A 22671-nucleotide genomic window follows, 5' to 3' on the forward strand; every position below is an offset into this window, starting at 1 on the left:
CAAAGGGCACAAAAAAGAAATAGTAGTACAAATATTCTGTTAGTGAATAAAAAGTATAAAAATCACAGTTATAATAGGGATAATCTAATGACATTCACCATGAATTACATCTTATAAACACAGGCAATTTTTGCTAGGAAAAACATGAATTACATCTTAAAAACACAAGCAAGCTCTGCTAAGAAAAGTATCGAGCAAAGACTAGAAGATTTTATTGATGCAGTTGATAATGATAAAAGCCTAAGTCCAGATATAAAAGATCAGCTTGTTTTTTTAAGATATGGTGATGCTTGTGAATTAACATCTATTACAAGTAAGTTTAGACAGCAATTGTCAACAAGTCCCTATATACATCCCGAAGTGGAAAGAAGAATACGATTGTTAGACATATCCATCCAACATTGTGCAAAATTCTTAGATATTAATACTTTATTTATGTTCAATTATGTGCAATTTTTATACTTTTAAATAGCTTATTTATTACTAATTTTCATTTGTAAAAGCAGCTAGTTCTATCAGAAATTAGCCGCTTTTTCTAATTTTTATAAACTCAAATAGTTTCCTTCGCTTGTTTGTCTTTGGGAGCAAGATTCAACACTATTTTTAGTTAATCTAGTGCTGTTAACTTTAGCAAGTTTGACGCGAACTTACTCGCCGCAAACTTTACTGGCACAAGTGGCTGAACAAGTCGCTACAATTCCAGATAGGGAGGAGCGACAAAATATCGCGGGTTGTGTAGAAATTCTGGCGGGTTTACGGTTTGACAAGAATTTGGTTCGGCAATTTTTGTGGGAGGATATTATGAAAGAGTCTGTAATTTATCAAGATATCGTTCAAAAAGAAGCGTTTAAATTGATTAGTCGTCAGCTTAAACGGCGTTTTGGTGATATTGATGGCTCATTAGTTGAGCAGCTTCGGAATTTATCTGCTGAACAGTTAGAGGAGTTGGGAGAAGAACTGCTTGATTTTCCCGAAATTGCTGATTTAGTAGCTTGGTTAGAGCAGCAGGAACAAGCTTAATCAAATTGTGAAAGCTGCTGTTTGATGGAGCGGTTGTTTTTTATTTTAATGACACCCTAAGTAGAAAGATTAAGTTAAGCTAGAGAAAACTGTTTATAAAAGAAACACTATAAGAATTTGGCGAGCCTAACAACTAGATTTTTCATAATTCATAAATTTTAATTAATACAACCCTTCTTTATTACTAAGAGCGGTTAAGAAAATCTTCAGGTTCAATACTAGCTTGCTTTAAAATTGCACGTAATGTTCCTTCTGGCATATCGCCAGAATGATTGGAAATAGTAGTGTAACGGTTACTTTCAGGATTAAACCAGATTTCATAACTCCCTGCGGCTTGACGATGAAAAACAAAGCCAAAGGTTTTTAATATTTTGATAATATCTCTGTATTTAAACCCAGCTAGCCGTCCCATGAATTGACTACTGACCTACAACTAAAGGATAGTCAAATTGTTCAGCTATTGGTTGCAAATAATCTAGTTCTTCATCCTGAGATTGTGCTTTTAATAACTTACATGCTACATCACGGGCAATTTCTAAAGTTTCAGCAACAGTCCGTCCTTGAGCTACTAAACCTTGAAGCTCATCAGATGTTGCTAAATAAACGCCTTCAGGTAATTTCTCAATGTGGATGTTTAGCAATCTTTCCATTATTGTATGTGGATGTTACTGTTTAGAGCGGTTTAATTCTTATGATATCGCTTTTCTAAACTACAGCGATGTCTACGACGGGCTACGCCTACGCACTTCCACTTTTACATCAAAACCCATGAGCCAAATTAATCCTGAAATAACCCCCTTACATACCTTAAACCCACTCAACCGATTTTCTGACAGAGCAGGGGATTATGTAAAATATCGACCAAGCTATCCCGCAGATGCAATTGATATTATCTTGGAAGGATTAGGTGAAAGTTCACAACTCGTAGCAGCAGATATTGGTGCAGGTACAGGAATTGCTTCCAGACTGTTAGCTGAACGGGGGGTTAATGTCATAGCCATAGAACCAAACGCGGCGATGCGAGAAGCTGCCCAAGCACATTCTTTGATAGAGTTTCGTGATGGAACAGCAGAATTTACCCACCTACCTGATAATTCAGTTGATTTAGTTACTTGTTTTCAAGCTTTCCACTGGTTCAATCCAGAACCAACTTTATTGGAATTTCACCGCATTTTAAAACCATCAGCACGCTTGGCCGTGGTGTGGAATAATCGCGATCAAGAAGATGCGTTAACTACAGAATATAGCCGAATAGTCCGCGAAGCATCTAACAATCACCCAGCAGAATCTCGAATGCAGTCGGTAGAACCACTGTTAGTAACTCCCCATTTTATTAATATCCACGAATATACTTTTACTTATAGGCAACAGTTAGATTTAACTGGACTTCTTGGACGAGCAATGAGTGTTTCTTATCTCCCGCGTGAAGGCTTGGCATACGAACAACTTATTGATAGGTTTCAAGAATTATATCAGCACTTTCGTGATGAGAGTGGTTTTATCTATATGGTCTATCGCACTAGCGTACACCTCGGTGAACGAATTTAAAAATAAAAATGGGAATCATAAGAAGTAGAGTGCGTTAATTCCCTCTCAAGAAATATCAGGATTCACATGGCACAACCAAAATATGAAGGTTATTGCGAATGCACTCCTACCAAATTAGTTAGAGAAAAGTTTGGAGATGTCAATGTTTATGCACAAAATGCTAAATCACTTTTAACAAAAGCTACTGGTTTTATTGGTGATTATGATTTTACTCTAAATCCTTACAGGGGATGTCAATACGGTTGTAGTTATTGCTATGCTGCTGCATTTACTCCTAATGCTCAAATGCGCGAAGACTGGGGTAAATGGGTAATTTTTAAAGAAAATGCTGCTGAGATTTTAGCGAAAGAATTAAAAAAATGGTATGAAAAAAATCCCCAGATTCCTCCTAGTATATACATGAGTAGTGTTACTGATCCTTATCAACCACTTGAGTCTAAACATCAACTGACTCGTCGGTTGTTGGAGGTAATGCTAGATGTAGGGATTGACGGTTATCCAACTCCAACTTTGGTGATTCAAACTCGTAGCCCAATTATTATTAGAGATATTGATTATTTACAGCGATTTAAGCGATTGCGAATTAATATGAGCATTCCCACTGGGAGTGAATTAGTGAGAAAAGATTTTGAACCGCGATCGCCAAGTATTAAAGCCAGACTAAATGCTATCAATAAAATTAAACAAAGTATTGATTATTTCAAAGGTTTTCTTCCTAAAATTTCTATCACTATCACCCCTCTACTTCCTACTTTATTAACTGATGAAGCTGCTTTTATTAACAAATTAGCCATTGCCGATAGAGTTGTAATTCAAGCTTTTCATGCTAGGGATAATCGTTCTCTTATAGCATCAACTCGCCAAGAAGCTGAAGAAATTAAGCAAAAATACGCTTGGTGGTATGAGGATGAGAAATTAAGCTATATGAAATTTAAGCAAAAGTTAGTTTGTCGGCTTCCAGGTATAGAAGTTATGGAAGGCAAAAAGGGATTTGGTTATGAATAATCCTATCGGAAATTGGTGGCGAAGTCAGCAGTTCAAATTATCTTTAAAACGCGGGGATATCCGACGTGCAGCCCAACTATTGCAAGAGATTCAAAAGTCAGGTGCAAGATTCTCATGGTTAGAAAAACTATTTAGGGATAAACTTCAACTTGAACGTTATTCCCAAGAATACAAACGACAAACACAAACTTTAAGTAAACAACTAACAGAAGTATCCCAGGAAAAAGATAATCTCATATTAATCCCCGATGATAATTTTGTTAAATATATCTATAAGGTTTTTAATTTAATACAGCATGATGAATATAAACTACAATCTACTGGTATTGATGAACGGATATTTGATGATTTTGAATCAAAGTTAGTTGAGTATCTCAAAGAAGAATTTAGCAAGATTCCTGAAAAACAGTTGTTTATTAAACTAGAAGATGCTCTTGAGGATATTAATAACTTAAAAATTGGACAAGACCCAGACTACCGTTTTAGTCTAACTCCTCATGTCTACTTTATGAAGTATTTTTTAGAAAATGTATATTGCATATATTTAGCTTGGTTTCTCATTTACCAGGATGCTTTACTATCAAGTAAGGTTAATATCCTTGATATTGCAGCAGGACCAGGAACAGTTGCTTATGGTTTAGCTTTATTTCTCCAAAGTAGTAGCGGTTTTTTTCATATCCCGCAAATGCACATATCTTACTACTCTTTAGAAAAACAAGATGCCTTCCAGTTTCGTGGACTTCAATTTTGGCGACGATATATAGAGTCGCGTTTAACTCCAGTGAATGCTTTCTTCCGCTTTGTTACTACTGATATTTTTAGTTGGAAAACTCAATCGAATAATCTACCCAAAGATTTTTTCGACTTTATCGTAATTTCGCACTGCTTCTTTATAGATAAAACCAAGAGGGTTGAAGCTAATAATACTTACAAGCAAATATTTGCTACTAGCTTAAAAAGCTCAGGTTATATTATGCTAATTGTGCAAGATAAAAAATTATTTAAAATTTATGATGTTCACCAAGTTGAAAATCAACAACAAGAAAAAAACGTAGTGGACAAATTTCTGGCAGAACTTGGATTAGAGTTAGTCTGGTATAAATATCTAACCTCAACAGGTTCAAGAATACCTTTGTCCGGTGTTGAATTTGGTAAGTTTGCTCGAGAAAAATTACCAAAACAACTATATATGAGTCCACTACTACAACAGTATTTGGCTCATAAGCATAAGTTACATTATACATTAGATGATTATGTAATATTGGCGAGAAAATAATGATAAATTGCAGGTAAAGTAGCAGAGAATGTATTAAATAAATATAAGATATGTGAATTTTAACTTTGAATTTATAAATGACCTGCAACTCACAAATAGCAGAAGGTTGGCATGGCAAACTTAATTTAGTCTATGCCGATCGCCAGGGTAAAACCCAATTAATTTACAATCACCAACAAGCGCCCCTGAAGGTACAACGCCCATTTTACCCAGAAGGGGACAAAGTTTGTCATAGCGTAATTTTACATACAGCCGGGGGAATGGTGGGAGGCGATCGCTTATCCTCTAGCATCCACCTCCAACCCCAAGCCCAAGCCTTAATCACTACAGCTGCTGCAAGCAAGATATACCGCAGCAATGGCTTACAAGCTAGACAAACCATCCAGATGCAAGTTGATGCTGGTGCTTGTTTAGAATGGTTGCCGCAAGAGACAATTTTATTTAACAACGCGATTTATCGGCAAGATTTACGGGTAGAATTAGCAACCGGGGCCAGTTGGTTAGGCTGGGAAATTACCCGATTTGGTCGCAGCGCTAGAGGAGAAAAATTCTTGCAAGGAGAATGGCGATCGCACACCGAAATTTGGCAACAAGGTATTCCCTTATGGATCGATCGGCAATGGTTACGGGGTAGCGAAGAAACTTTTCACAGTCCCCACGGCTTGGCTGGAAAACCAATCGTAGGTAGTCTAGTTTGGGTTGGTGGTGCAGTTTCCGCAGAAATTGTCGAAAAAACGCGAAATTTATGGGATGGGGAAGGAGAAGCAGGTGTTACCAGGTTACAACATGGATTATTGTATCGATATCGCGGTTCCTCCACATCTGAGGTGAGAAACTGGTTTATTGATGTTTGGCAGTTGCTGCGAGTTTCTTTTTTGAATCGTGGTAATTGTATACCAAGAGTTTGGCAAGTTTGAACGAACCACGAAGGCGCGAAGGACGCGAAGGAAGAGGTAAGAATGCAACTTACACCGCAGGAAAAAGATAAGCTATTAATTTTTACTGCTGCTTTATTAGCAGAAAGACGTAAAGGAAGGGGTTTAAAACTGAATTATCCCGAAGCGATCGCTTATATTTCTGCTGCCATTTTAGAAGGTGCAAGAGATGGGCAAACTGTAGCTGAATTGATGAGTTATGGTACAACTCTCTTAACGCAAGATGATGTCATGGAAGGGATACCAGAAATGGTACATGAAGTGCAAGTTGAAGCAACTTTTCCTGATGGTACAAAGTTAGTGACAGTACATAATCCGATTCATTAAATTTACTTCCTACTGTGTTACTTTGAAGACGAAAGTCTTTTATAGACATTGATTATTAATCAAGTATATAATTTAACACATTGTCTGAAGTGCACTGCTTGACTATTATCAAGCATAAAGAGAATGAATACAGGAAACACTGGTTTTACAGCAACTATTATAACCACTGCCATAACTACTGCCTTTGCCGTTGTAGCCGGAATAGTTAATCACATTATGTCTGGCAACAGAGACCGAGAAAATCAGCAGACAACTGCATCGTTAAAATATACTGAGCAGCAGCTAGAAGAATTATATGGGCCGCTTGCTTTTCTGATCTGGGAAGGTAGACGTACCTATACAGATTTAGCAGAAAAGTTAAGAGAAATGCGCGGTCAAAAACGTATCTTAGAATCTATTCAAGTAGGAGAAAAAAATGGTTATACAATTTTCCCCTTCAAAAACGAAGCAGAAATTAAATTATGGATTTTTTGGATAGAAAAAGATGCTTTTCCCCGCCATGAAAAAATTAAAGAGCTTTTGATGACAAAGACACACTTAATTGAAGGCGAAATACTACCAGAAAGTTATCTAAATTTTTTGAATTATCATAATTCTTGGAAAATGGAACATCTGCGGTGGCAAGAACAGCAAATTGAATATTTATGGAAATCAAAAGTTGACTTTCCATTCCAATTTGAAGATGATATTCTTAAAACTTTTAAAAACCTTAAACGTCAACAAGCAAGCTTTTTAAAAGTTAATCATGACTTACGCAAGAATACTGTTAAACTTGCGCAAAAATATCCAAAAACATGAATTTATTGATCCGCCTTATCTGCGAAAAACTTTCGCCAACGCGGAGCGTCTTGTAGAGAAGATGCCAAGAATTCATAGAGTGTGTATAAGTCCTACTTAAATGAAATATTGGATTGAACATGATACCAGGAGAAATCATTACACTAGCAGGTGAAATTGAACTAAATGTTGGTCGTCAAACTGTAAAATTGCAAGTGTCAAATACAGGCGATCGCCCCATACAAGTTGGTTCCCACTATCACTTTTATGAAGTTAACAGCGCCTTAAACTTTGACAGAGAACAAGCGCGAGGAATGCGCCTCGATATCCCCGCCGGAACCGCAGTTCGCTTTGAACCAGGCGACGAAAAAGAAATAACTCTAGTCCCCCTTGTTGGTACTCGCCAAGTCTACGGCTTCAACGCCAAAATTAACGGACACTTGCCACTAATCTAAAATAGACTCAGACATTCATTGAGGATTTTATATGTTATTAGCAGAACAGCGACGCATCAGCCATGATTTTAAAACTATATTGAAATCAATGGTGTGCCTTTTTAGAGAACCAACTAATCTAGAATATATTTATAATCTGGAAGATGAGTTGCGTTCCACTCAGGCGAGTTTATTAGCTGTTGAGTGGTTAAAAACTCAACCGGAAGTATCTCTGTTGATTCAAGAACGTTATATTGCACCATATCCTAATATTGAAGTATTGCTGCAATATCCTGAAGACTCATTAGGATATGCCTACGCATCTTATATTAAAAAATATGGTTTTGACCCCAGTTTTTATCGTCAAATGCAAGTAGAAGACGATGTAAGTTATGTGCTGTTGCGCAGCCGTCAAACTCACGACATTTGGCATGTAGTTACAGGTTTTAAGACTGATGGACTTGGAGAACTAGGTCTTAAAGCTTTTGAATTATCCCAAACCCGCAGAAATTTAGCTGTTTTCTTAGTAGGAGGCGGGTTATTATCCATCCTCGTAAAATCGCCAGATGTTCTCCCTGATTTATTAGAAAAAATAGCTGTCGGCTACACAATGGGTTTAAAAGCAAAACCATTACTAGCGCAAAAGTGGGAAGAACATTGGGAGAAACCTTTATTAGAATGGAGAACTGAATTAGGAATTGATTCAGATATTTTAAATTAAGAGGAATGAGATAATGAGTTACAGAATGGATCGCCGCGCCTACATTGAAACTTATGGGCCGACAGTAGGCGATCGCATCCGACTTGCAGACACAGAATTATTTATTGAAGTTGAACAAGATTTCACTACCTACGGCGATGAAGTAAAATTCGGCGGCGGTAAAGTCATCCGAGACGGAATGGGACAATCCCCAATTTCTAACGCTGATGGTGCTGTAGATTTAGTAATTACTAATGCCTTAATTCTCGATTGGTGGGGTATTGTCAAAGCGGATGTTGGCATTAAAGATGGCAAGATTTTCAAAATTGGTAAAGCTGGAAATCCTTATATTCAAGACAACGTAGATATTATTATCGGCCCTGGAACCGAAGCCTTAGCAGGGGAAGGAATGATTCTCACTGCTGGGGGTATCGATGCCCATATTCATTTTATTTGTCCCCAACAGATTGAAGTGGCGATCGCTTCTGGTATTACTACCATGATCGGCGGCGGTACTGGGCCAGCTACGGGTACAAATGCCACTACCTGCACCCCCGGCCCTTGGAATATTTACCGTATGTTGCAAGCTGCTGATGCTTTTCCCGTCAACTTAGGATTTTTGGGCAAAGGTAACGCTAGTCAACCCCAAGGACTTGTAGAACAAGTAGCCGCCGGTGCAATGGGATTAAAGCTGCATGAAGACTGGGGAACTACACCCGCAGCAATTGATACTTGTCTCAGCGTTGCCGATGATTATGATGTGCAAGTAGCGATTCATACTGATACCCTGAACGAAGCCGGATTTGTGGAAGATACGATCGCCGCTTTCAAGAATCGTGTCATCCACACCTACCACACCGAAGGCGCAGGCGGAGGACACGCACCAGATATTATCAAAGTTTGCGGACAAGCTAATGTTCTGCCATCTTCTACCAACCCCACACGCCCTTACACCCTCAACACCTTAGACGAACACTTGGATATGTTGATGGTATGCCATCATCTTGATCCTGCGATCGCCGAAGATGTCGCTTTTGCCGAATCTCGCATCCGTCGGGAAACCATTGCTGCCGAAGACATTTTGCACGACTTAGGCGCATTTAGTATGATTTCTTCTGATTCCCAGGCAATGGGAAGGGTAGGCGAAGTGATAATTCGCACGTGGCAGACATCTCACAAAATGAAGGTGCAACGGGGAACTCTGAACCCGCAAGGAACACAGCAAAAAGCAGACAATTTTCGGGCAAAAAGGTATGTTGCTAAGTATACGATTAATCCGGCGATCGCTCACGGAATTGCTCAATATGTGGGTTCAGTGGAAGAGGGAAAATTAGCAGATTTATGTTTGTGGCGTCCGGCATTTTTTGGCGTGAAACCAGAGATAGTGATTAAAGGCGGGATGATTGCATGGTCGCAAATGGGCGATGCTAACGCCAGTATTCCCACACCGCAACCAGTGTATATGCGACCGATGTTTGGTAGTTTTGCAGGGGCACGTCATGCTACATCATTAACTTTTGTTTCCCAAGCAGCTTTAGAGAAAGAAATTCCCAGCCAATTAGGTTTACAAAAGCCAGCAGTTGCAGTTTCTGGGACACGCCAATTGAGTAAGCGGGATATGAAGCTGAATGATGCACTACCCTACATTGAAGTTGATCCAGAAACATACCAAGTCAGGGCCAATGGTGAGTTGCTGATTTGTGAACCTGCGACAGTTTTACCAATGGCGCAGAGGTACTTTTTGTTTTAATTCATGACCGAGCAACTTATCGCTTTTAAGGATAAGAGTAATATTGCCCTCATAAATTTTTTGTTTTAGAGTTACGATTAAATAGTTAAACGCTGCATCTGATGTAGAAAATTATGCTACCTTTTAAGAAAAAAATAGTGACTGATGAAGCGATGCGTCCGGTAGCGGTGTTGATTGATTATCACGACTGGCAGCAAATTGAGAAGATATTAGAAGCTCATCAATCACAACAAAAACAAGAGTTTAATTTAAACCAGTATGCGGGTGTAATTCAACTAACTCAAGACCCTTTGGAATATCAGCAGCAAATTAGGGATGAGTAGTGTTGACACAACCTTCGATTTTTTTAGATACAAATATAGTCTTGTATTTTTTGGGTGGCCGCTTGATAAATCCACTACCATCAGGAGAATATTTTATTTCAGTGATTACTGAGATTGAATTACTCTCTTATCCGAGTCTCAGTTTAGAAGAAGAAACACAAATTATTGATTTTTTAAATAAAATTACAATTATTGGTATTGATAGTAATATTAAAAATTTAACAATTGCATTTCGCAAACAATATAAACTCAGGCTTCCTGACGCAATAATTGCAGCAACTGCAAAATCTCTAAATGCAACATTGTTTACGAATGATGTAAGATTGGTTAATTTAACAGAAGTTAACACTCAGTCAGTGCAAATTGTGTAATGGGTGCGATCGCTATTCCTTCAACAGCAGAATTTCAGCAAGTTTTAGATAATCTCACGTCTGGAGAATGAGCGATCGCCTGCTTTGCGCTGAGGATGTATGCCTTATTTCTCCTGATCGCACACCTACTCTTACTCACCATATAAAAATCTCTTTATTTTTCCAAATTTTAATTTTTAATTTTTAATTTTTAATTCACTTATTGGTAACAGCAAACTATTTTCAATTTCCTGCCTGACTTCACAGCTAACATAACAATCGCTCTCTAGACAATCCATCAGCAGTACATTTGCATCGTAATACTGCAATAATAATTCCTGTTGTGCCTCGCTGAACTGCCAGTCATGACCAATATTACGATAATTAGAAACTACAAGCTTTATTTGTTTACACCAATTATCTCTATTTTCTTTCCACCATTTCTGAAATGTTTCTTTGTTCTGATTATGATTTGGCAACTCATTCTTAAGTTGGTTAATTACTATAATTAATTCCATTTTATTTTCATAATAAAGTATTTCATTAATATCAGAAAAAATCCTCTGATTAGGAGAAAAATAAGCATAATTTTCATATGCAATTAAATCGTAGTAAGCCTTATCAAGACCACTAGAGTTTTCATAAATCAAGTAATGGTTATGAATCCCAATTATTCCAAAATAATCAGCTAATTCAATATGTTCATCATTCTCTAAAAAATCAAAGTTATAAATAAACTCTAAGCATAGATAAAAAATTCGGATAACCACTAATTCATCGTGACACACAACAGACAGAGATTTTTTGTGAAGCCATATTAAAAACTGTTGCAGTTTCTCATCTTTAGCCAGTAAGTTATCAATTTCTCGCTTCATCAAGAATACCAATTTATCAGCATTTCGCATCATACCAGCGGTAAGCAAAAACACTTCTCTCCAGCGTTTTTCAGTGATATGAGCCGCTAAATTTTCCCAAGCAGAATTAGCAACAATCTCCCTAGCAGTAAAATATTCTTGAAACGTTAGATGTGAAAAGGAATAGATACCCTTTGCCCGTTCTACTAGTAGCCCATGTTGTGCTTCAATCGCCTTCAAAACAGCTTCGCTGTCTAGTTCCAATTCTTTTAGCTCAGTACGAGCATCACGTAAGTTACGAATGAAGTCAGCAATGTATGCTTCAACCGTTTTTTGCTTAAAGAAATAGTCTTTCTGCTCAAAGCTAGTAAGGGCAATTTGACTCAGCAAATCTTCCTTACGGTGCAGCGATAGGTTTTTATAAACTTGATCGCGCTCAATGTTGCGTTTGGCATCCCATTTTTTTAGCAATACATCCAAGCCTTCTTTATAAAGCTCAGAACGATTTGCTGGAAAATCTGCGCTTTCCCCAAATACCAAACACAGCAGCGTTAACAATAGTGGATTGGTTGCTAATTCTTGAATTGGTTCGTTATCTTGCAGCTTGTGGATGAATCTTTCAGCTTTTACGGGGTCGCTTAACCGAAACCAGTTTTCGGCAAAAATGGCGATTTGCTTTTGGTCAAAATCTGCCATTTCCACCTCAGTGAATCGTTCAAAGGTGTATTCTTTGGCAGCAATTCGACAGGGAATCATGAACTGATTAGTATGAAACTGCTCAGAAAGATTCAGAATTTGCCGTAAGACACGCTTCGTATCCTCTTCACGAACTTCATCCAAGCCATCCAGTAACACTAATACCTTACCTTGTTTCAATAGTTGATCTGCTTTAACGCTGGCATTATTCACTGCACAACTTGATAATTGTTGAGCAATATATTTCAATACATTTGGCTCTTTGGGCGCTTCTGCAAAGTCCTTGAGGGTGATGAATAAGGGAACTCGGTTTGTCAAATACTGCCCCTCAATGCACTGCATCGCCAAATACTTCAAAAATGTGGTCTTACCTGCTCCGGGTTTTCCTAAAACCATTAGCTTACTGTAGCGTTGCACCACTTCTAGTCCCGATACTCGCTTCTCTGTTACTCGGCTGAGTCCAAAGTGATCAAAGTGTTCTGGATCGCAGTTTTGCAACAGTTCAGAGATATCCAGTCGCCTGCGTCCTGTGATTTTCTCCAGAATGTTGACGTTGGTATAGATGCCTCGCTCTCCAGTTAATTCAATTGGCTGGGGCATATCCAGCACCCGCATAGTTCCACACTTTTCTTTAATGCTGGATTTGACCTTCTCGCGGATTTCTTGAACTAGGGCATCAACGTCATCCTCTGCAATATCGGCAGTTGAGTTATCCGAAGGTTTATGCTGCAAATATCGCTTTTCGAGATATTCCCGCAAGCGGGTTTCTTTCACAGGCCCATTACCACTAATACAGAACTTCTTGTAAATCCCCGTTAAACAACTACTGAGATTGCTATTAGAGATGTTGAACGTTTGTGTAGCTTGAACTCGACTCTTGCCATTAGCAAAGATTTCCAAAAAGACCGCCTTTTCTCGGTTTGACAATTCGCTGTATTGCTCTAGTTGTGTCAAGAAGTCTGTTGGTAACGACATATACCTAATGTGAAATCGCCTTAAAGTTCAGTCTAGCTTGCGTTTCCAGAGATTGGCGGCTAGTAAAGATATGTCAAGACAAGTCAATTTAAGTCACTACAAGTCAAATAAATAACTACAAAACAAAATTGCGACATTGAACTCAGTCAAGCAACTGAGGCGATCGCAACGCAATGCTAGAAACACTAATCTCCCTAGTTATCAACAAGTCTATTGAAGTCATCCTAAAACTACTACTGGAAAAAGTCTGGGTATGGCTGTTGACGGATAAAAGCTTCCAACGCCTTAACCACTTTCTGAAAATGCAGATTTTTGTACTCTATCTGGATTGGATTTTGCTCAAAACATCTCTAAAATCTCTGCCAGAGCTAGCAAAAGAGAGCAATTCAGACACAAGTGGCTAGTTATGAAGGAGGCAACGGTTTCCTCTATGCTCTAATTTTGAAAACAAATTGTGCAGAATGCTGAACAGAACCTATCCTAAATACGGCAAAGTTCGCTCTACCATAAGAAGTATGTTGTCCTAAGTAACTCAGAAGGCACTCTTAACTCTTGGGCGATCGCCTACGCAATTATATCTCTAGTTCCCCACCGAAACCGATACATCAAAGACTATATAAGTCATTCCACCATCTGCTGTATCCAAAGCTAAAATTTTACCAGCCATAATTTAATAGTAAAAAATACTTCTTAGGTAGGGAGGCTTACTAAAAAACTTGGTAGACAAATTGTTACAAATACAGCTAGTCTTACAAAAATTTACTTTTACCCCATACCTTGCATCTATATGACTTCGCAATCTTCTCGTTCTGGCAAAATTTTGGTTGTTGATGACTCTCCTGATAATGTGTTTTTGATCAAAACTATTTTGGAGGAAGAAGGTTACACGGTTAGCACCGCAGAAAATGGAATTTCGGCTTTGGCAGAATTGAAAGCTTCTCCTTGTGACTTGGTATTACTGGATCTGATGATGCCAGATATGGATGGGTACGAAGTCACTAAATACATTCGGAAAGAGATGAAATTGCCGCAATACATCCCCATATTGCTGATCACTGCCCACGATGCGCCCAACGTCGCCCACGGATTAGACTTGGGTGCTGATGATTTTATCCGCAAACCTGTAACAGTTGATGAATTGCTGGCACGAGTGCGATCGCTCCTGCGTTTGAAGCATAGTATGGATGAACGTGATGAAATTGCCCGTCAGCGAGAAGATTTTGTCTCCCGCCTCACCCACGACTTACGTACTCCCTTAGTAGCCGCCGATCGTATGTTGATGCTATTTCAGCAAGGTGCATTGGGAACATTATCAACGCAAATGCAGGAAGTAATCGCCATCATGGCCCGTAGCAATATCAATCTGCTTTCTATGGTGAATACTTTATTGGAAGTTTATCGTTTTGAAGCGGGTCGCAAAAGTTTAGCGTTTCAACCGGTTAATCTGGGTCAGTTGCTAGATGAAGTGACTGGAGAATTGTCACCCTTAGCTCAAGATAAAACACTGTCCCTAAATTTGGATGTTACTGAAGAGTCAATCACAAACACAGTGATGGGCGATCGCTTGGAACTGCATCGTCTATTTACCAACCTTATAGGCAATGCGATCAAATTTACCGAAGCTGGATCTATTACTATTCGTTTTACTTCTCAACACCAGTTCAACAAAAGTAATCAATCTCAGTTCTCTGAAAAATCCAATTCCGTTGACCACATTAGAATTGAGATAGCGGATACCGGCCCAGGTATTCCTCCTGAAGAACAAGCCACCATCTTTGAACGATTTCGCCAAGGCAGTCATAAGAGTTCTGGTAGTGGCTTAGGACTGTATCTTGCTCGTCGAATTGTCGAAGCACATCAAGGCATTATTCTGCTTAATTCTGAGTTGGGCAAAGGTAGTGTATTTATTGTGCTTTTACCCACTAAAACATGAGAAAATTAGTAATTATAAATTAGGAATTGTAGAGTTTTTTTTCCTGGCAATTCATGATTTATAACCTTACTAATATCTACCGATAATTTAAACTAAAAAATTCAATTGGAAAATCAAACGCTAAGAATTTACAAATCAAATATGTTGAGATAATCCATTAGCATTAAATACTTTTTGATAGGACAAAACAATGATTACCACTGAATTATCTAACATTGGCAATATTATCCAGACTCAGCGAGAGTTTTTTCAAACGGGCAAAACTAAAGAAGTAACTTTTCGCATTGAACAACTGAAAAATCTTAAGCAAGCAATCATTGAGCATGAACAGTCAATAGTCGAGGCATTACAAGCGGATTTACGTAAACCAGAAGTAGAAACTTACCTTACAGAAATCAGCGTAATTAAGGATATTGATTACGCCATCAAACATCTTCAAAACTGGACTAAACCCCAAAAAGCAGCGGTTTCCTGGGATTTTTTTTCTTACTCAGCGAGAATTTATCCAGAACCGTTAGGGGTTGTCTTAATTATTGGGCCTTGGAACTATCCATTTAACTTAATTATCTCACCCTTAATAGGTGCGATCGCAGCCGGTAATTGTGCAATTATCAAACCTTCAGAAATTGCTTCTCATACGTCTGATATCATAGCTAAGATTATTGCCAAAAATTTTGACCCTGCTTATCTTGCAGTGATTGAAGGAGGCGTGGAAGCAAGTCAAAAACTACTAGCAGAAAAGTTTGACCATATCTTTTTTACTGGTGGCACAGCCGTCGGCAAAATCATCATGGCAGCAGCAGCAAAATATCTCACACCAGTGACTTTAGAATTGGGTGGGAAAAGTCCTTGCATTGTAGATACTGACATTAATCTTGAACACACTGTCAGACGAATTACTTGGGGCAAATTTATTAATGCTGGACAAACTTGTATCGCCCCCGACTATCTTTTGGTTAATAAAACAATCAAGAAAGATTTAATAGATGGGCTGGAAAAATCCTTAAAAGAATTTTATGGTGAGAATCCTGTAAACAGTCCTGATTATGCCCGGATTATCAGTCAAAAACACTTTGATAGATTAGTAAGTTTTCTCAAAGACGGTGAAGTTATCATCGGTGGAGAAAACCAACCTTCAGAGCGTTATATCGCTCCAACACTAATTGATAATGTCTCATTAGAAGATTCTGTAATGCAGGAAGAAATCTTTGGGCCCATTTTACCCATAATTGAATATACTGACATTGCAGAAGCGATCGCTTTGATTAACTCTAGACCCAAACCCTTGGCGTTATACTTATTTTCTCAAGACAAAAACCTGCAAAAGCAAGTTTTGCAGGAAACTTCCTCTGGTGGAGTCTGTATTAACGACACAGTTATGCAGGTTGGTGTCTCGTCTTTACCATTTGGTGGAGTGGGAGATAGCGGTATCGGCAACTATCACGGCAAAGCTAGCTTTGACACCTTTTCCCATAAGAAAAGTGTATTGCAAAACTCCTTCTGGCTCGATTTAAAATGGCGATACGCTCCATATCAGGGCAAATTGCCACTTATAAAGAAACTTCTGGGTTAAAAAAAGTTAGGAGTTATGAGTTATGAGTTATGAATTTTTAACTCTAAATTCCTAACTCCTGACTTCTAACTCTTAACTATTAATTATTAAAACCCAAAAGCGTTGCTGTAACGCTCCTCAGCCCAAGGTTCACCACGGCGATGGTAGCCATTGCGTTCCCAAAAACCAAGTTCTTCAGCAGCTAAAAATTCCAAACCATTAATCCACTTAGCACTTTTCCAAGCATAGAGGTGGGGTACAACTAACCGCATCGGCCCACCGTGTTCAGATGGAAGGTCTTCACCAAAGACTTTAAAAGCAAAGAAGTTTTCTTCGCGCAGAAAATCTTCTACAGAAATATTGGTAGTGTAGCCGCCATAGCAGTGTTCCATAATGTGGGCTACTTTCGGGTCTAATTCAATCAGACCCATGAAATCTTTAACTTTAATGCCAGTCCATTTGACATCGAGTTTAGACCAGCGCGTTACACAGTGGAAGTCGGCGGTGAATTCGTGTTGAGGTAGCGCCATAAAATCTGACCAACTAAAGGTAGCAGATTTTGTTAAACCCCAAACTCGAAACTCCCATTCCTCAGTGCTGACTTGGGGAGTTTCACCGTAAGTTAATACGGGAAAACCTTTGGCTAAGTGTTGACCAGGAGGGACGCGTTCGCCCTCTTCTTTGCCTGGTTTCTGAAAAAATTTTCCTAGCATAGTTGGAGAAAAATAAGTTTTCTCAAAATATTTACAAGCTTTTTTGCTGAGTTGCCAACAGTATCAGATGTTTTACTCTTTATATGAACTCTTGAATGATAGGTAATGGGTAATGGATATTTCCAATTACTCACTACCAATTTTTTTCGATCTAATGAGCTTATGTAGAGTGTGTATGATTCATAATGCAATCAGGAAAGCTTAGAAAAAGCATTTATCCAGCCATAAGAACTTTGATTGTTGAGTTTGGCAATCAAATCTATCGGTGCTGTTCGTGCGTTTTCCTGACTGAGAAATTATGATTCTTCTTCCTCTTCTTCAGCAGCTGGATAAACAAATGTAGAACGTCCAGTCAAAATTGATTTGCCCAGAGACAGAGCTTTCTGAGCTTCGACGACGGCTTTGTGCCTCCAGGTAGCTCGACGTTTATCTCGTTTTGATTTTGAAGTTTTCTTCTTAGGAACAGCCATGTCAGCAGATATCGCGATTTTTGACAACCTTCTTATTCTAGGCCATCCATTGACGCCAAAGACAACAGTTGAGTCAGGAATAAATAAGTTGAGTTAAGACTGACGCAAGCACGCGAGTCCCCCAAGGTTCCGAGCCAAAAAAGCTTTAGCTCGGACTTCTAGCTCAACCCGTTATTTTGGCGTTGACACAGCGCTAGCTGCTGGAACTTGATTAGAGTTATTTTCAAAGAAAAGTAAAGAGCGCGCAGTTTTGAAGTAAGTAGCCCAATTTTGAGCATCGGGACGCGATCGCCATTGAGGACGACTGACATCTAATGTCAGGACTGGTGCGATCGCTCCATAATTTTGTACGGACACAATGATGGAAACATCTGTCACCAAGATATCTTGGTCGAAGCTCCTTTGAGCAGCTGCCCTAGCAACCGCTTCCGCCCTTCTGAGAACGGTTTCATAGTTTTCTTCTGGCAAGCGGTCAATAGCTAGATCGACTCTAGCGGTGTAAGCTCGCACAACCTGCGGTGCGATCGCTTCCATCAAAAACCACGCAGGAACAGTAGATATGAGCAAAACTACTAAAGGAATTATCCGGATTCTTCTGGCAATTTGGCTAATAACTGAAAAGGGAGCGAGCGATGATGGTAGGTGAGCAGAAATTTTGCTCATGACCTTCTATCTCCTTAGTAATGATCTGTTATTGAAATTAGGTAAAAGTATTTTCCGGCTAATAAACGTAATAAAAATTACATTCTAACTTAAGATTCAATCAGAATCACCTAGAGTATAAGACATCGGTTAGCTTTGTTTTTTTGGCAAAGCCAACCACAATTTTAAGACCAGCAAACAACAATAACTGACAAAGAGCGGGATGGCAAATTACTGGGCGATCGCGATTGGTATCAATCAATATCAGTTATTTCAACCTTTAAGTTGTGCCCAAGCAGATGCTGAGGCACTAGAAGATTTTTTGGTGACAGAGGCAGGTTTTCTCCCCAAACACTGTTTAGTGATGACAGATACTTCGCCACCGATTGGGGATAGGTCAACTTACCCGACGAAGGAGAATATTTTGTTGCTGCTTGAAGATTTGGCAGCAACAAGTTGGCAACAGGAAGACTATCTGTGGTTATTTTTTAGCGGTTATGGAGTCAATTACAAGGGCAAAGATTACTTAATGCCAGCAGAGGGCAACCCCGAACTCGTGCAAGAGACTGGCATAGAATTGCGATCGCTAATGCAAAGTCTGCAACTTGCTAACCTGAATGTATTGCTACTACTGGATATCAACCGCGCTTTTGGCACTCAAGCGGATGCTCCCGTTGGTGAAGAAACAATAGAACTAGCCCAAGAACTACAACTCGCGACTATTCTTTCTTGCCAACCAGAGCAATTTTCCCACGAGAGTAGCGAACTAGGTCACGGATTCTTTACAGCAGCTTTGTTAGAAGCTTTACGTTCTGGTAATGGCAGCAACTTGGCAGATTTAGAAAGCTACCTAAGCTTGATTGTACCAAAGTTATGTCACCACCACTGGCGTCCTATCCAAAACCCTGCCACCATCATCCCATCAAGGCAGCAAGTAATCTTGCCAAAATTGGCAATGGAAAGTGATTTTCAGCCAGAACCAATGATTTATCCAGAAGAATCTTTTGCTGTTGCCCTGGCAGCTCCTCCCCTCGACGATTACTCTAAAACTTCAGCAGTTCGGAAAGAAGTTAGTGTGAACTCCTCCCAACAGGTGAAAGGTCAAAAAGTCCAGGAGTCAGGAGGCAGCTTAGTTTCCCAGCCAATGGCGGAAACTTCTTTGGGAGTGAATACCAAAGGAAGATTTATTCCTAATTCTTCCAAAGGTTACGTCTCTCGATTGCCAGCGAATCAGCCAAGCATCCCTTTTTGGAAACAGTTTATCTTGTGGGGCGGAGGTAGCTTGCTGGTAGCAGGTTTAATCGCCGTAGTTTTTCTGCGTAATCAAGAAACTTTTAGAATTAAGCAAATATCAAGTACATCACCCAACGCTACTGTTAGCGATCGCCAGGTTGTCGAGAATTTACCAAGCGATCGCACTCCACCAGTTAGACTCAACAACCAATCTAGCGCTCAAATAGCCTCTAGTTCCCAGTCAAAAAAGCGAAATCAAGCAGTATTAGACCTGGCGAAAATGTCGCTCAGACAAACTCAGGCGAGTGATTTGAGCATGGCGATCGCTACAGCCCGGAAAATTCAATCGGGTGAACCACTGTACGAACAAGCTCAGGAGAATATTAATATTTGGAGCCAGATGATTTTAGATTTAGCAGAGGGTCGTGCTAAACAAAGACAGTATGCCAGCGCTATTGCTGCTGCTCGATTAATCACCAAAGATGAAGCCCCCTACGCCAAAGCACAAGCAGCAATTAACCTGTGGCGGTTAGAGGGTAAGCAGTATGTGAGTAACAAAACTCTTTTAGATGCAGCTAATGCCTTAATTAAGTCTGAACAGGCATCTACCTACAATCGGGCGATCGAAGTTGCCAAGAAAGTACCATCTGGTCAACCAGGCTTCGATACTGCCCAAAAATCGATCAATAACTGGAGTGAGAAAATTTTAGACCTGGCAAAGCGTCGCGCCGCCGAAGGAGAACGTAATGCCGCAATTGCGACCGCAGCTTTAGTGCCAGAGGAGACAGGCGCTTACGAAGATGCTCAGGATGCCATTCAAAAATGGCAAAAGAAATAGTAAAAAAATAATAAAAGAATTGTTAGGAGTTAGGAGTTAGGAGTTATATTATTGATCCCCGACCTGTTACTCCTGACTCATAACTTTTTCCTCAGCGCTCATATCTCAGTATTAGCAGTACTGCGATACATCTTCGCCACACTCGTCGGCTAGATAGCACAATGCTCGGAAACGTAAACCAACCACTTCTTCATATAAGGGGTTGAGCTTGCACATGGGTGGGATGTGAAACAAGGTCTTCCCAAATAATTTGACATCGCGTTCAAAGGGGCACTGAGACGGAATCAGTTTGCACAAACGATGAGCTAGTTGGCGATCGCGGATTTGAATGTTTTCTACTCGTTGCCGTAGGGGTTGGAGAATATCCCAGTGAGGCTTGGAAGCAGAATGGTTTAGCTGGGTTGCTTTATGGTCAGTAGTCTCTGCTTGATTGATTGATACCCAGCTTGCCAGAAAAATCTTTTTTGTGGTATTGTCGAATACCTTCATGGTTAACCCTCTGTGTTATTGAGGCTATTCACCTTTTTGATGAATATATACAACGTGGCAACGAACTTTCCCGGAAAAATCGCGTTCTGACTGCGATATAATGTAATACCTGATTAGCCACTTAAGTCAGAACCTACTTTATTACTACGTCAAGTTAATCGCAAATTTCTGGGGATCGGTAGTGTAATATTACGATCTTGTTCATAACTTGACACAGTTTAAATTTTAATAAAGACATCAGTCATTGGATAGGCTTTAGTGTAACATTTACAGAACTTAATATAAGGTCTTTCCAAAAGAATTTTTGCTAAGTATAAACATCTGTAATATCCTAGAAGGCATTTTTCCTCTCGGTGTTCCCACTCTCTCACGTAAGTGTGTCCTATTCATCGCTGACTGAATACCGTAGAAGTAGTGATTTTTGATCGAGTAGAATCGATTGCATTTCACAAAACTTAGGTTGGCAGTAGCAATTTGAAAATGATATAGTCTGAAGCGTTAAAATCAGACGAACTTGCTTATGGGTGTTTCTGTACTCTACAGCGCAATTCCTCCTGGCGGTACGCTGTACGCACGCCTTCAGAGTCAAAAGGCACTCAGCATCCTTGTAGTTTCTCTTTTCCCCTATGGCTGCGGTATTTTCCGCTTTTTTGAGATTGATCCTGAAGAGATTAATGAAATCCTTGAAGATGTTATCGAAACACATCAAGAGACTTTTGGATCTGAGCTAGAAGCAGATCGGGTAATCGCACAATTGCGGTCTAAGTTAAGGCTTACTCGTCAAGCCTATTCAGGGATTGAAGATAGAACAGCATCACTAGAAAAAACATCTGTTGAGATCGAGAAACGTTTGTCGCAGGAGCTATCGAGAAGAAAGTTTGCGAATGCCGATGAGATTGTTGAAAAGCTCATGTTCGGAGACCAAACCCTTGCTCCAACTCTGTTGTCAACAGAGGAGTCATTGGGACTTATATCCCGTGAGCTAGTCAGTGAAGGAGCCAGCATTTTTCGACAGATCGATCCTGAAACACTGTTTACAAGAAATGAGTGGTGTTTTGAAGACTTCGAGCGGTGGAGAAATCTGTATCGTTTTAGCAGCCGAGAAAAATGAGGAGATATTGGTTGCAGTTGCTTGAGGCAAAGCAACCTAAAAAGTTAGATCGCTCTACCAAGTTGATACTGCAATATTTAGGCGATCGCAATCAGTATTTTTTTGATTTCACGCAAAGCAAACAAACAACCTTAAGGTGAAAACACCTGCTGGGCTGTCAGGGTTAATTCTGGGAACGTTTGAGAAACAATCCGTTGGTCTTCGATAAACATAGTTTGCTTGTAACTGCTCTGATTTAGCAAACACACAGTTATTTTATTTTCCAGAGGATCAACAATCCAATACTCGACCACACCCATCGCCGCATACTCAGAGGTTTTTTGGTTATAGTCTCTGTCAATAGATTCAGGGCTTACCACTTCAACTAAGAGGGGTGGAGCAGTTTTGAGGATAGCCGAGGTCGTCTCAATACTTTTTGCCTGTTCATTGGTAATTACACAAACATCAGGTCTTCTAAGTTGTTTATTGGTCAGCACCTCTGTACCGTTAGGGCGCGGTTGTAGAGGCAGTCCCATTTTTTGAATTTCTAAAAAAAAGCGAACTAACAGTAGGGTGATAATCGCCTCATGTTTGCCAGTACCAGGAGGCATTTCTACCAGCACCTCATCCTCAATTTCATAACGCTTGTCGGTGCCATCATCAAAATTGATGTATTCCTCAAGAGTACTAATTTTTATTGGTGTTTTAGTCATAGCGATCGCCTCCAAGAACTATAGGCAA

At 39.6% G+C, this 22671-nt stretch carries 25 protein-coding genes and 1 pseudogene; 18 read left to right on the forward strand and 8 right to left on the reverse strand.

Annotation, left to right across the window (positions count from 1 at the left end; genetic code table 11):
- Positions 1-144 precede the first annotated feature (144 nt).
- Together NLP_RS07740 and NLP_RS07745 are read left to right on the forward strand one after the other, a co-directional pair.
- Complete coding sequence (locus tag NLP_RS07740; RefSeq protein WP_104905888.1) at positions 145-468, forward strand: hypothetical protein; 324 nt, start codon at positions 145-147, stop codon at positions 466-468.
- 99 nt (positions 469-567) lie between these two features.
- Positions 568-1020: pseudogene (locus NLP_RS07745) on the forward strand (DUF4351 domain-containing protein); the annotation flags it as partial.
- A gap of 184 nt (positions 1021-1204) precedes the next feature.
- Here NLP_RS07745 and NLP_RS07750 read toward each other — a convergent pair.
- Positions 1205-1432: a type II toxin-antitoxin system HicA family toxin gene (locus NLP_RS07750; RefSeq protein WP_104905890.1), complete on the reverse strand. Its 228-nt coding sequence runs from the start codon at positions 1430-1432 to the stop codon at positions 1205-1207.
- 7 nt (positions 1433-1439) lie between these two features.
- Positions 1440-1670 (reverse strand): DUF1902 domain-containing protein, encoded by a 231-nt coding sequence (locus NLP_RS07755; protein ID WP_104905891.1) that lies wholly within the window; start codon positions 1668-1670, stop codon positions 1440-1442.
- 118 nt (positions 1671-1788) lie between these two features.
- On the opposite strand from NLP_RS07755, the gene NLP_RS07760 reads away from it, so the two are divergent.
- The 11 genes from NLP_RS07760 (at position 1789) to NLP_RS07810 (ending at position 10466) form a co-directional block, all read left to right on the forward strand.
- A complete protein-coding gene (locus NLP_RS07760; RefSeq protein ID WP_104905892.1) occupies positions 1789-2568 on the forward strand; it encodes a class I SAM-dependent methyltransferase in 780 nt (259 codons plus the stop codon).
- Positions 2569-2634: 66 nt separating this feature from the next.
- Positions 2635-3573 (forward strand): SPL family radical SAM protein, encoded by a 939-nt coding sequence (locus NLP_RS07765; RefSeq protein ID WP_104905893.1) that lies wholly within the window; start codon positions 2635-2637, stop codon positions 3571-3573.
- Positions 3566-4849: a photosystem II assembly protein gene (locus tag NLP_RS07770; protein ID WP_104905894.1), complete on the forward strand. Its 1284-nt coding sequence runs from the start codon at positions 3566-3568 to the stop codon at positions 4847-4849. The genes NLP_RS07765 and NLP_RS07770 overlap by 8 nt, the downstream gene beginning before the upstream one ends.
- A 77-nt stretch (positions 4850-4926) precedes the next feature.
- The gene (locus tag NLP_RS07775) at positions 4927-5766 is read left to right on the forward strand and encodes an urease accessory protein UreD (protein ID WP_104905895.1); all 840 of its coding nucleotides are present in this window, start codon (positions 4927-4929) and stop codon (positions 5764-5766) included.
- Between the two features lie 42 nt (positions 5767-5808).
- Positions 5809-6111: an urease subunit gamma gene (gene ureA / locus NLP_RS07780; RefSeq protein WP_104905896.1), complete on the forward strand. Its 303-nt coding sequence runs from the start codon at positions 5809-5811 to the stop codon at positions 6109-6111.
- Positions 6112-6234: 123 nt separating this feature from the next.
- Positions 6235-6909, forward strand: coding sequence for a hypothetical protein (locus tag NLP_RS07785; RefSeq protein ID WP_199784780.1), 675 nt, complete (start codon positions 6235-6237; stop codon positions 6907-6909).
- A gap of 119 nt (positions 6910-7028) precedes the next feature.
- Entirely contained in the window at positions 7029-7343 is a 315-nt protein-coding gene (locus tag NLP_RS07790; protein WP_104905897.1) for an urease subunit beta, read from the forward strand.
- 31 nt (positions 7344-7374) lie between these two features.
- On the forward strand, positions 7375-8043 hold the full coding sequence (locus tag NLP_RS07795; protein ID WP_104905898.1) for a Coq4 family protein: 669 nt from the start codon (positions 7375-7377) through the stop codon (positions 8041-8043).
- A 13-nt stretch (positions 8044-8056) separates the two neighbouring features.
- Positions 8057-9772: an urease subunit alpha gene (gene ureC / locus NLP_RS07800; RefSeq protein WP_199784781.1), complete on the forward strand. Its 1716-nt coding sequence runs from the start codon at positions 8057-8059 to the stop codon at positions 9770-9772.
- 113 nt (positions 9773-9885) lie between these two features.
- A complete protein-coding gene (locus tag NLP_RS07805; RefSeq protein ID WP_104905900.1) occupies positions 9886-10095 on the forward strand; it encodes a hypothetical protein in 210 nt (69 codons plus the stop codon).
- Positions 10095-10466: a type II toxin-antitoxin system VapC family toxin gene (locus tag NLP_RS07810; RefSeq protein WP_104905901.1), complete on the forward strand. Its 372-nt coding sequence runs from the start codon at positions 10095-10097 to the stop codon at positions 10464-10466. The genes NLP_RS07805 and NLP_RS07810 overlap by 1 nt, the downstream gene beginning before the upstream one ends.
- A gap of 176 nt (positions 10467-10642) precedes the next feature.
- On the opposite strand, the gene NLP_RS07815 is transcribed toward NLP_RS07810, so the two are convergent.
- The gene (locus NLP_RS07815) at positions 10643-12970 is read right to left on the reverse strand and encodes an NACHT domain-containing protein (RefSeq protein WP_104905902.1); all 2328 of its coding nucleotides are present in this window, start codon (positions 12968-12970) and stop codon (positions 10643-10645) included.
- A gap of 173 nt (positions 12971-13143) precedes the next feature.
- Here NLP_RS07815 and NLP_RS07820 point away from each other — a divergent pair, with 173 nt between their 5' ends.
- From NLP_RS07820 to NLP_RS07830, 3 genes are all read left to right on the forward strand, one after another.
- Positions 13144-13374, forward strand: a complete 231-nt coding sequence (locus NLP_RS07820; protein WP_104905903.1) for a hypothetical protein — start codon at positions 13144-13146, stop codon at positions 13372-13374.
- Between the two features lie 383 nt (positions 13375-13757).
- Positions 13758-14903, forward strand: a complete 1146-nt coding sequence (locus NLP_RS07825) for a hybrid sensor histidine kinase/response regulator (RefSeq protein WP_104905904.1) — start codon at positions 13758-13760, stop codon at positions 14901-14903.
- Between the two features lie 190 nt (positions 14904-15093).
- Positions 15094-16476, forward strand: a complete 1383-nt coding sequence (locus NLP_RS07830) for an aldehyde dehydrogenase (protein ID WP_104905905.1) — start codon at positions 15094-15096, stop codon at positions 16474-16476.
- Between the two features lie 86 nt (positions 16477-16562).
- Here the strand turns inward: NLP_RS07830 and NLP_RS07835 are convergent, their stop codons facing one another.
- From NLP_RS07835 to NLP_RS07845, 3 genes are all read right to left on the reverse strand, one after another.
- A complete protein-coding gene (locus tag NLP_RS07835) occupies positions 16563-17168 on the reverse strand; it encodes a sulfite oxidase-like oxidoreductase (RefSeq protein WP_104905906.1) in 606 nt (201 codons plus the stop codon).
- Between the two features lie 296 nt (positions 17169-17464).
- Complete coding sequence (gene rpmF, locus NLP_RS07840; protein WP_094328804.1) at positions 17465-17638, reverse strand: 50S ribosomal protein L32; 174 nt, start codon at positions 17636-17638, stop codon at positions 17465-17467.
- Positions 17639-17809: 171 nt separating this feature from the next.
- Positions 17810-18301 (reverse strand): hypothetical protein, encoded by a 492-nt coding sequence (locus NLP_RS07845; protein ID WP_104905907.1) that lies wholly within the window; start codon positions 18299-18301, stop codon positions 17810-17812.
- A 202-nt stretch (positions 18302-18503) separates the two neighbouring features.
- Between NLP_RS07845 and NLP_RS07850 the strand changes: the two genes are divergently transcribed.
- Positions 18504-20351: a caspase family protein gene (locus NLP_RS07850; protein WP_104905908.1), complete on the forward strand. Its 1848-nt coding sequence runs from the start codon at positions 18504-18506 to the stop codon at positions 20349-20351.
- A gap of 111 nt (positions 20352-20462) precedes the next feature.
- Here the strand turns inward: NLP_RS07850 and NLP_RS07855 are convergent, their stop codons facing one another.
- Entirely contained in the window at positions 20463-20840 is a 378-nt protein-coding gene (locus NLP_RS07855; protein ID WP_104905909.1) for a Mo-dependent nitrogenase C-terminal domain-containing protein, read from the reverse strand.
- A 520-nt stretch (positions 20841-21360) separates the two neighbouring features.
- Here NLP_RS07855 and NLP_RS07860 point away from each other — a divergent pair.
- Entirely contained in the window at positions 21361-21951 is a 591-nt protein-coding gene (locus NLP_RS07860) for a hypothetical protein (RefSeq protein ID WP_104905910.1), read from the forward strand.
- A 131-nt stretch (positions 21952-22082) separates the two neighbouring features.
- Here the strand turns inward: NLP_RS07860 and NLP_RS07865 are convergent, their stop codons facing one another.
- Positions 22083-22643: a Uma2 family endonuclease gene (locus NLP_RS07865; RefSeq protein WP_104905911.1), complete on the reverse strand. Its 561-nt coding sequence runs from the start codon at positions 22641-22643 to the stop codon at positions 22083-22085.
- Positions 22644-22671: the final 28 nt, after the last annotated feature.

The sequence above is a fragment of the Nostoc sp. 'Lobaria pulmonaria (5183) cyanobiont' genome, from assembly GCF_002949795.1.
In the GTDB taxonomy this organism is placed as follows: Bacteria; Cyanobacteriota; Cyanobacteriia; order Cyanobacteriales; family Nostocaceae; genus Nostoc.

Excerpts from the sequence above, each read along its gene's own strand:
- NLP_RS07805 (WP_104905900.1), top strand. The coding sequence starts at position 9,886 with ATGCTACCTTTTAAGAAAAAAATAGTGACTGATGAAGCGATGCGTCCG.
- NLP_RS07790 (WP_104905897.1), top strand. The coding sequence starts at position 7,029 with ATGATACCAGGAGAAATCATTACACTAGCAGGTGAAATTGAACTAAAT.
- NLP_RS07835 (WP_104905906.1), bottom strand. The coding sequence starts at position 17,168 with ATGCTAGGAAAATTTTTTCAGAAACCAGGCAAAGAAGAGGGCGAACGC.
- NLP_RS07865 (WP_104905911.1), bottom strand. The coding sequence starts at position 22,643 with ATGACTAAAACACCAATAAAAATTAGTACTCTTGAGGAATACATCAAT.
- NLP_RS07855 (WP_104905909.1), bottom strand. The coding sequence starts at position 20,840 with ATGAAGGTATTCGACAATACCACAAAAAAGATTTTTCTGGCAAGCTGG.
- NLP_RS07760 (WP_104905892.1), top strand. The coding sequence starts at position 1,789 with ATGAGCCAAATTAATCCTGAAATAACCCCCTTACATACCTTAAACCCA.
- NLP_RS07775 (WP_104905895.1), top strand. The coding sequence starts at position 4,927 with ATGACCTGCAACTCACAAATAGCAGAAGGTTGGCATGGCAAACTTAAT.
- NLP_RS07770 (WP_104905894.1), top strand. The coding sequence starts at position 3,566 with ATGAATAATCCTATCGGAAATTGGTGGCGAAGTCAGCAGTTCAAATTA.
- NLP_RS07820 (WP_104905903.1), top strand. The coding sequence starts at position 13,144 with ATGCTAGAAACACTAATCTCCCTAGTTATCAACAAGTCTATTGAAGTC.
- NLP_RS07830 (WP_104905905.1), top strand. The coding sequence starts at position 15,094 with ATGATTACCACTGAATTATCTAACATTGGCAATATTATCCAGACTCAG.
- ureC (WP_199784781.1), top strand. The coding sequence starts at position 8,057 with ATGAGTTACAGAATGGATCGCCGCGCCTACATTGAAACTTATGGGCCG.
- NLP_RS07815 (WP_104905902.1), bottom strand. The coding sequence starts at position 12,970 with ATGTCGTTACCAACAGACTTCTTGACACAACTAGAGCAATACAGCGAA.
- NLP_RS07740 (WP_104905888.1), top strand. The coding sequence starts at position 145 with ATGAATTACATCTTAAAAACACAAGCAAGCTCTGCTAAGAAAAGTATC.
- NLP_RS07765 (WP_104905893.1), top strand. The coding sequence starts at position 2,635 with ATGGCACAACCAAAATATGAAGGTTATTGCGAATGCACTCCTACCAAA.
- NLP_RS07750 (WP_104905890.1), bottom strand. The coding sequence starts at position 1,432 with ATGGGACGGCTAGCTGGGTTTAAATACAGAGATATTATCAAAATATTA.
- NLP_RS07860 (WP_104905910.1), top strand. The coding sequence starts at position 21,361 with ATGGGTGTTTCTGTACTCTACAGCGCAATTCCTCCTGGCGGTACGCTG.
- NLP_RS07755 (WP_104905891.1), bottom strand. The coding sequence starts at position 1,670 with ATGGAAAGATTGCTAAACATCCACATTGAGAAATTACCTGAAGGCGTT.
- NLP_RS07845 (WP_104905907.1), bottom strand. The coding sequence starts at position 18,301 with ATGAGCAAAATTTCTGCTCACCTACCATCATCGCTCGCTCCCTTTTCA.
- ureA (WP_104905896.1), top strand. The coding sequence starts at position 5,809 with ATGCAACTTACACCGCAGGAAAAAGATAAGCTATTAATTTTTACTGCT.
- NLP_RS07850 (WP_104905908.1), top strand. The coding sequence starts at position 18,504 with ATGGCAAATTACTGGGCGATCGCGATTGGTATCAATCAATATCAGTTA.
- rpmF (WP_094328804.1), bottom strand. The coding sequence starts at position 17,638 with ATGGCTGTTCCTAAGAAGAAAACTTCAAAATCAAAACGAGATAAACGT.
- NLP_RS07795 (WP_104905898.1), top strand. The coding sequence starts at position 7,375 with ATGTTATTAGCAGAACAGCGACGCATCAGCCATGATTTTAAAACTATA.
- NLP_RS07825 (WP_104905904.1), top strand. The coding sequence starts at position 13,758 with ATGACTTCGCAATCTTCTCGTTCTGGCAAAATTTTGGTTGTTGATGAC.
- NLP_RS07785 (WP_199784780.1), top strand. The coding sequence starts at position 6,235 with ATGAATACAGGAAACACTGGTTTTACAGCAACTATTATAACCACTGCC.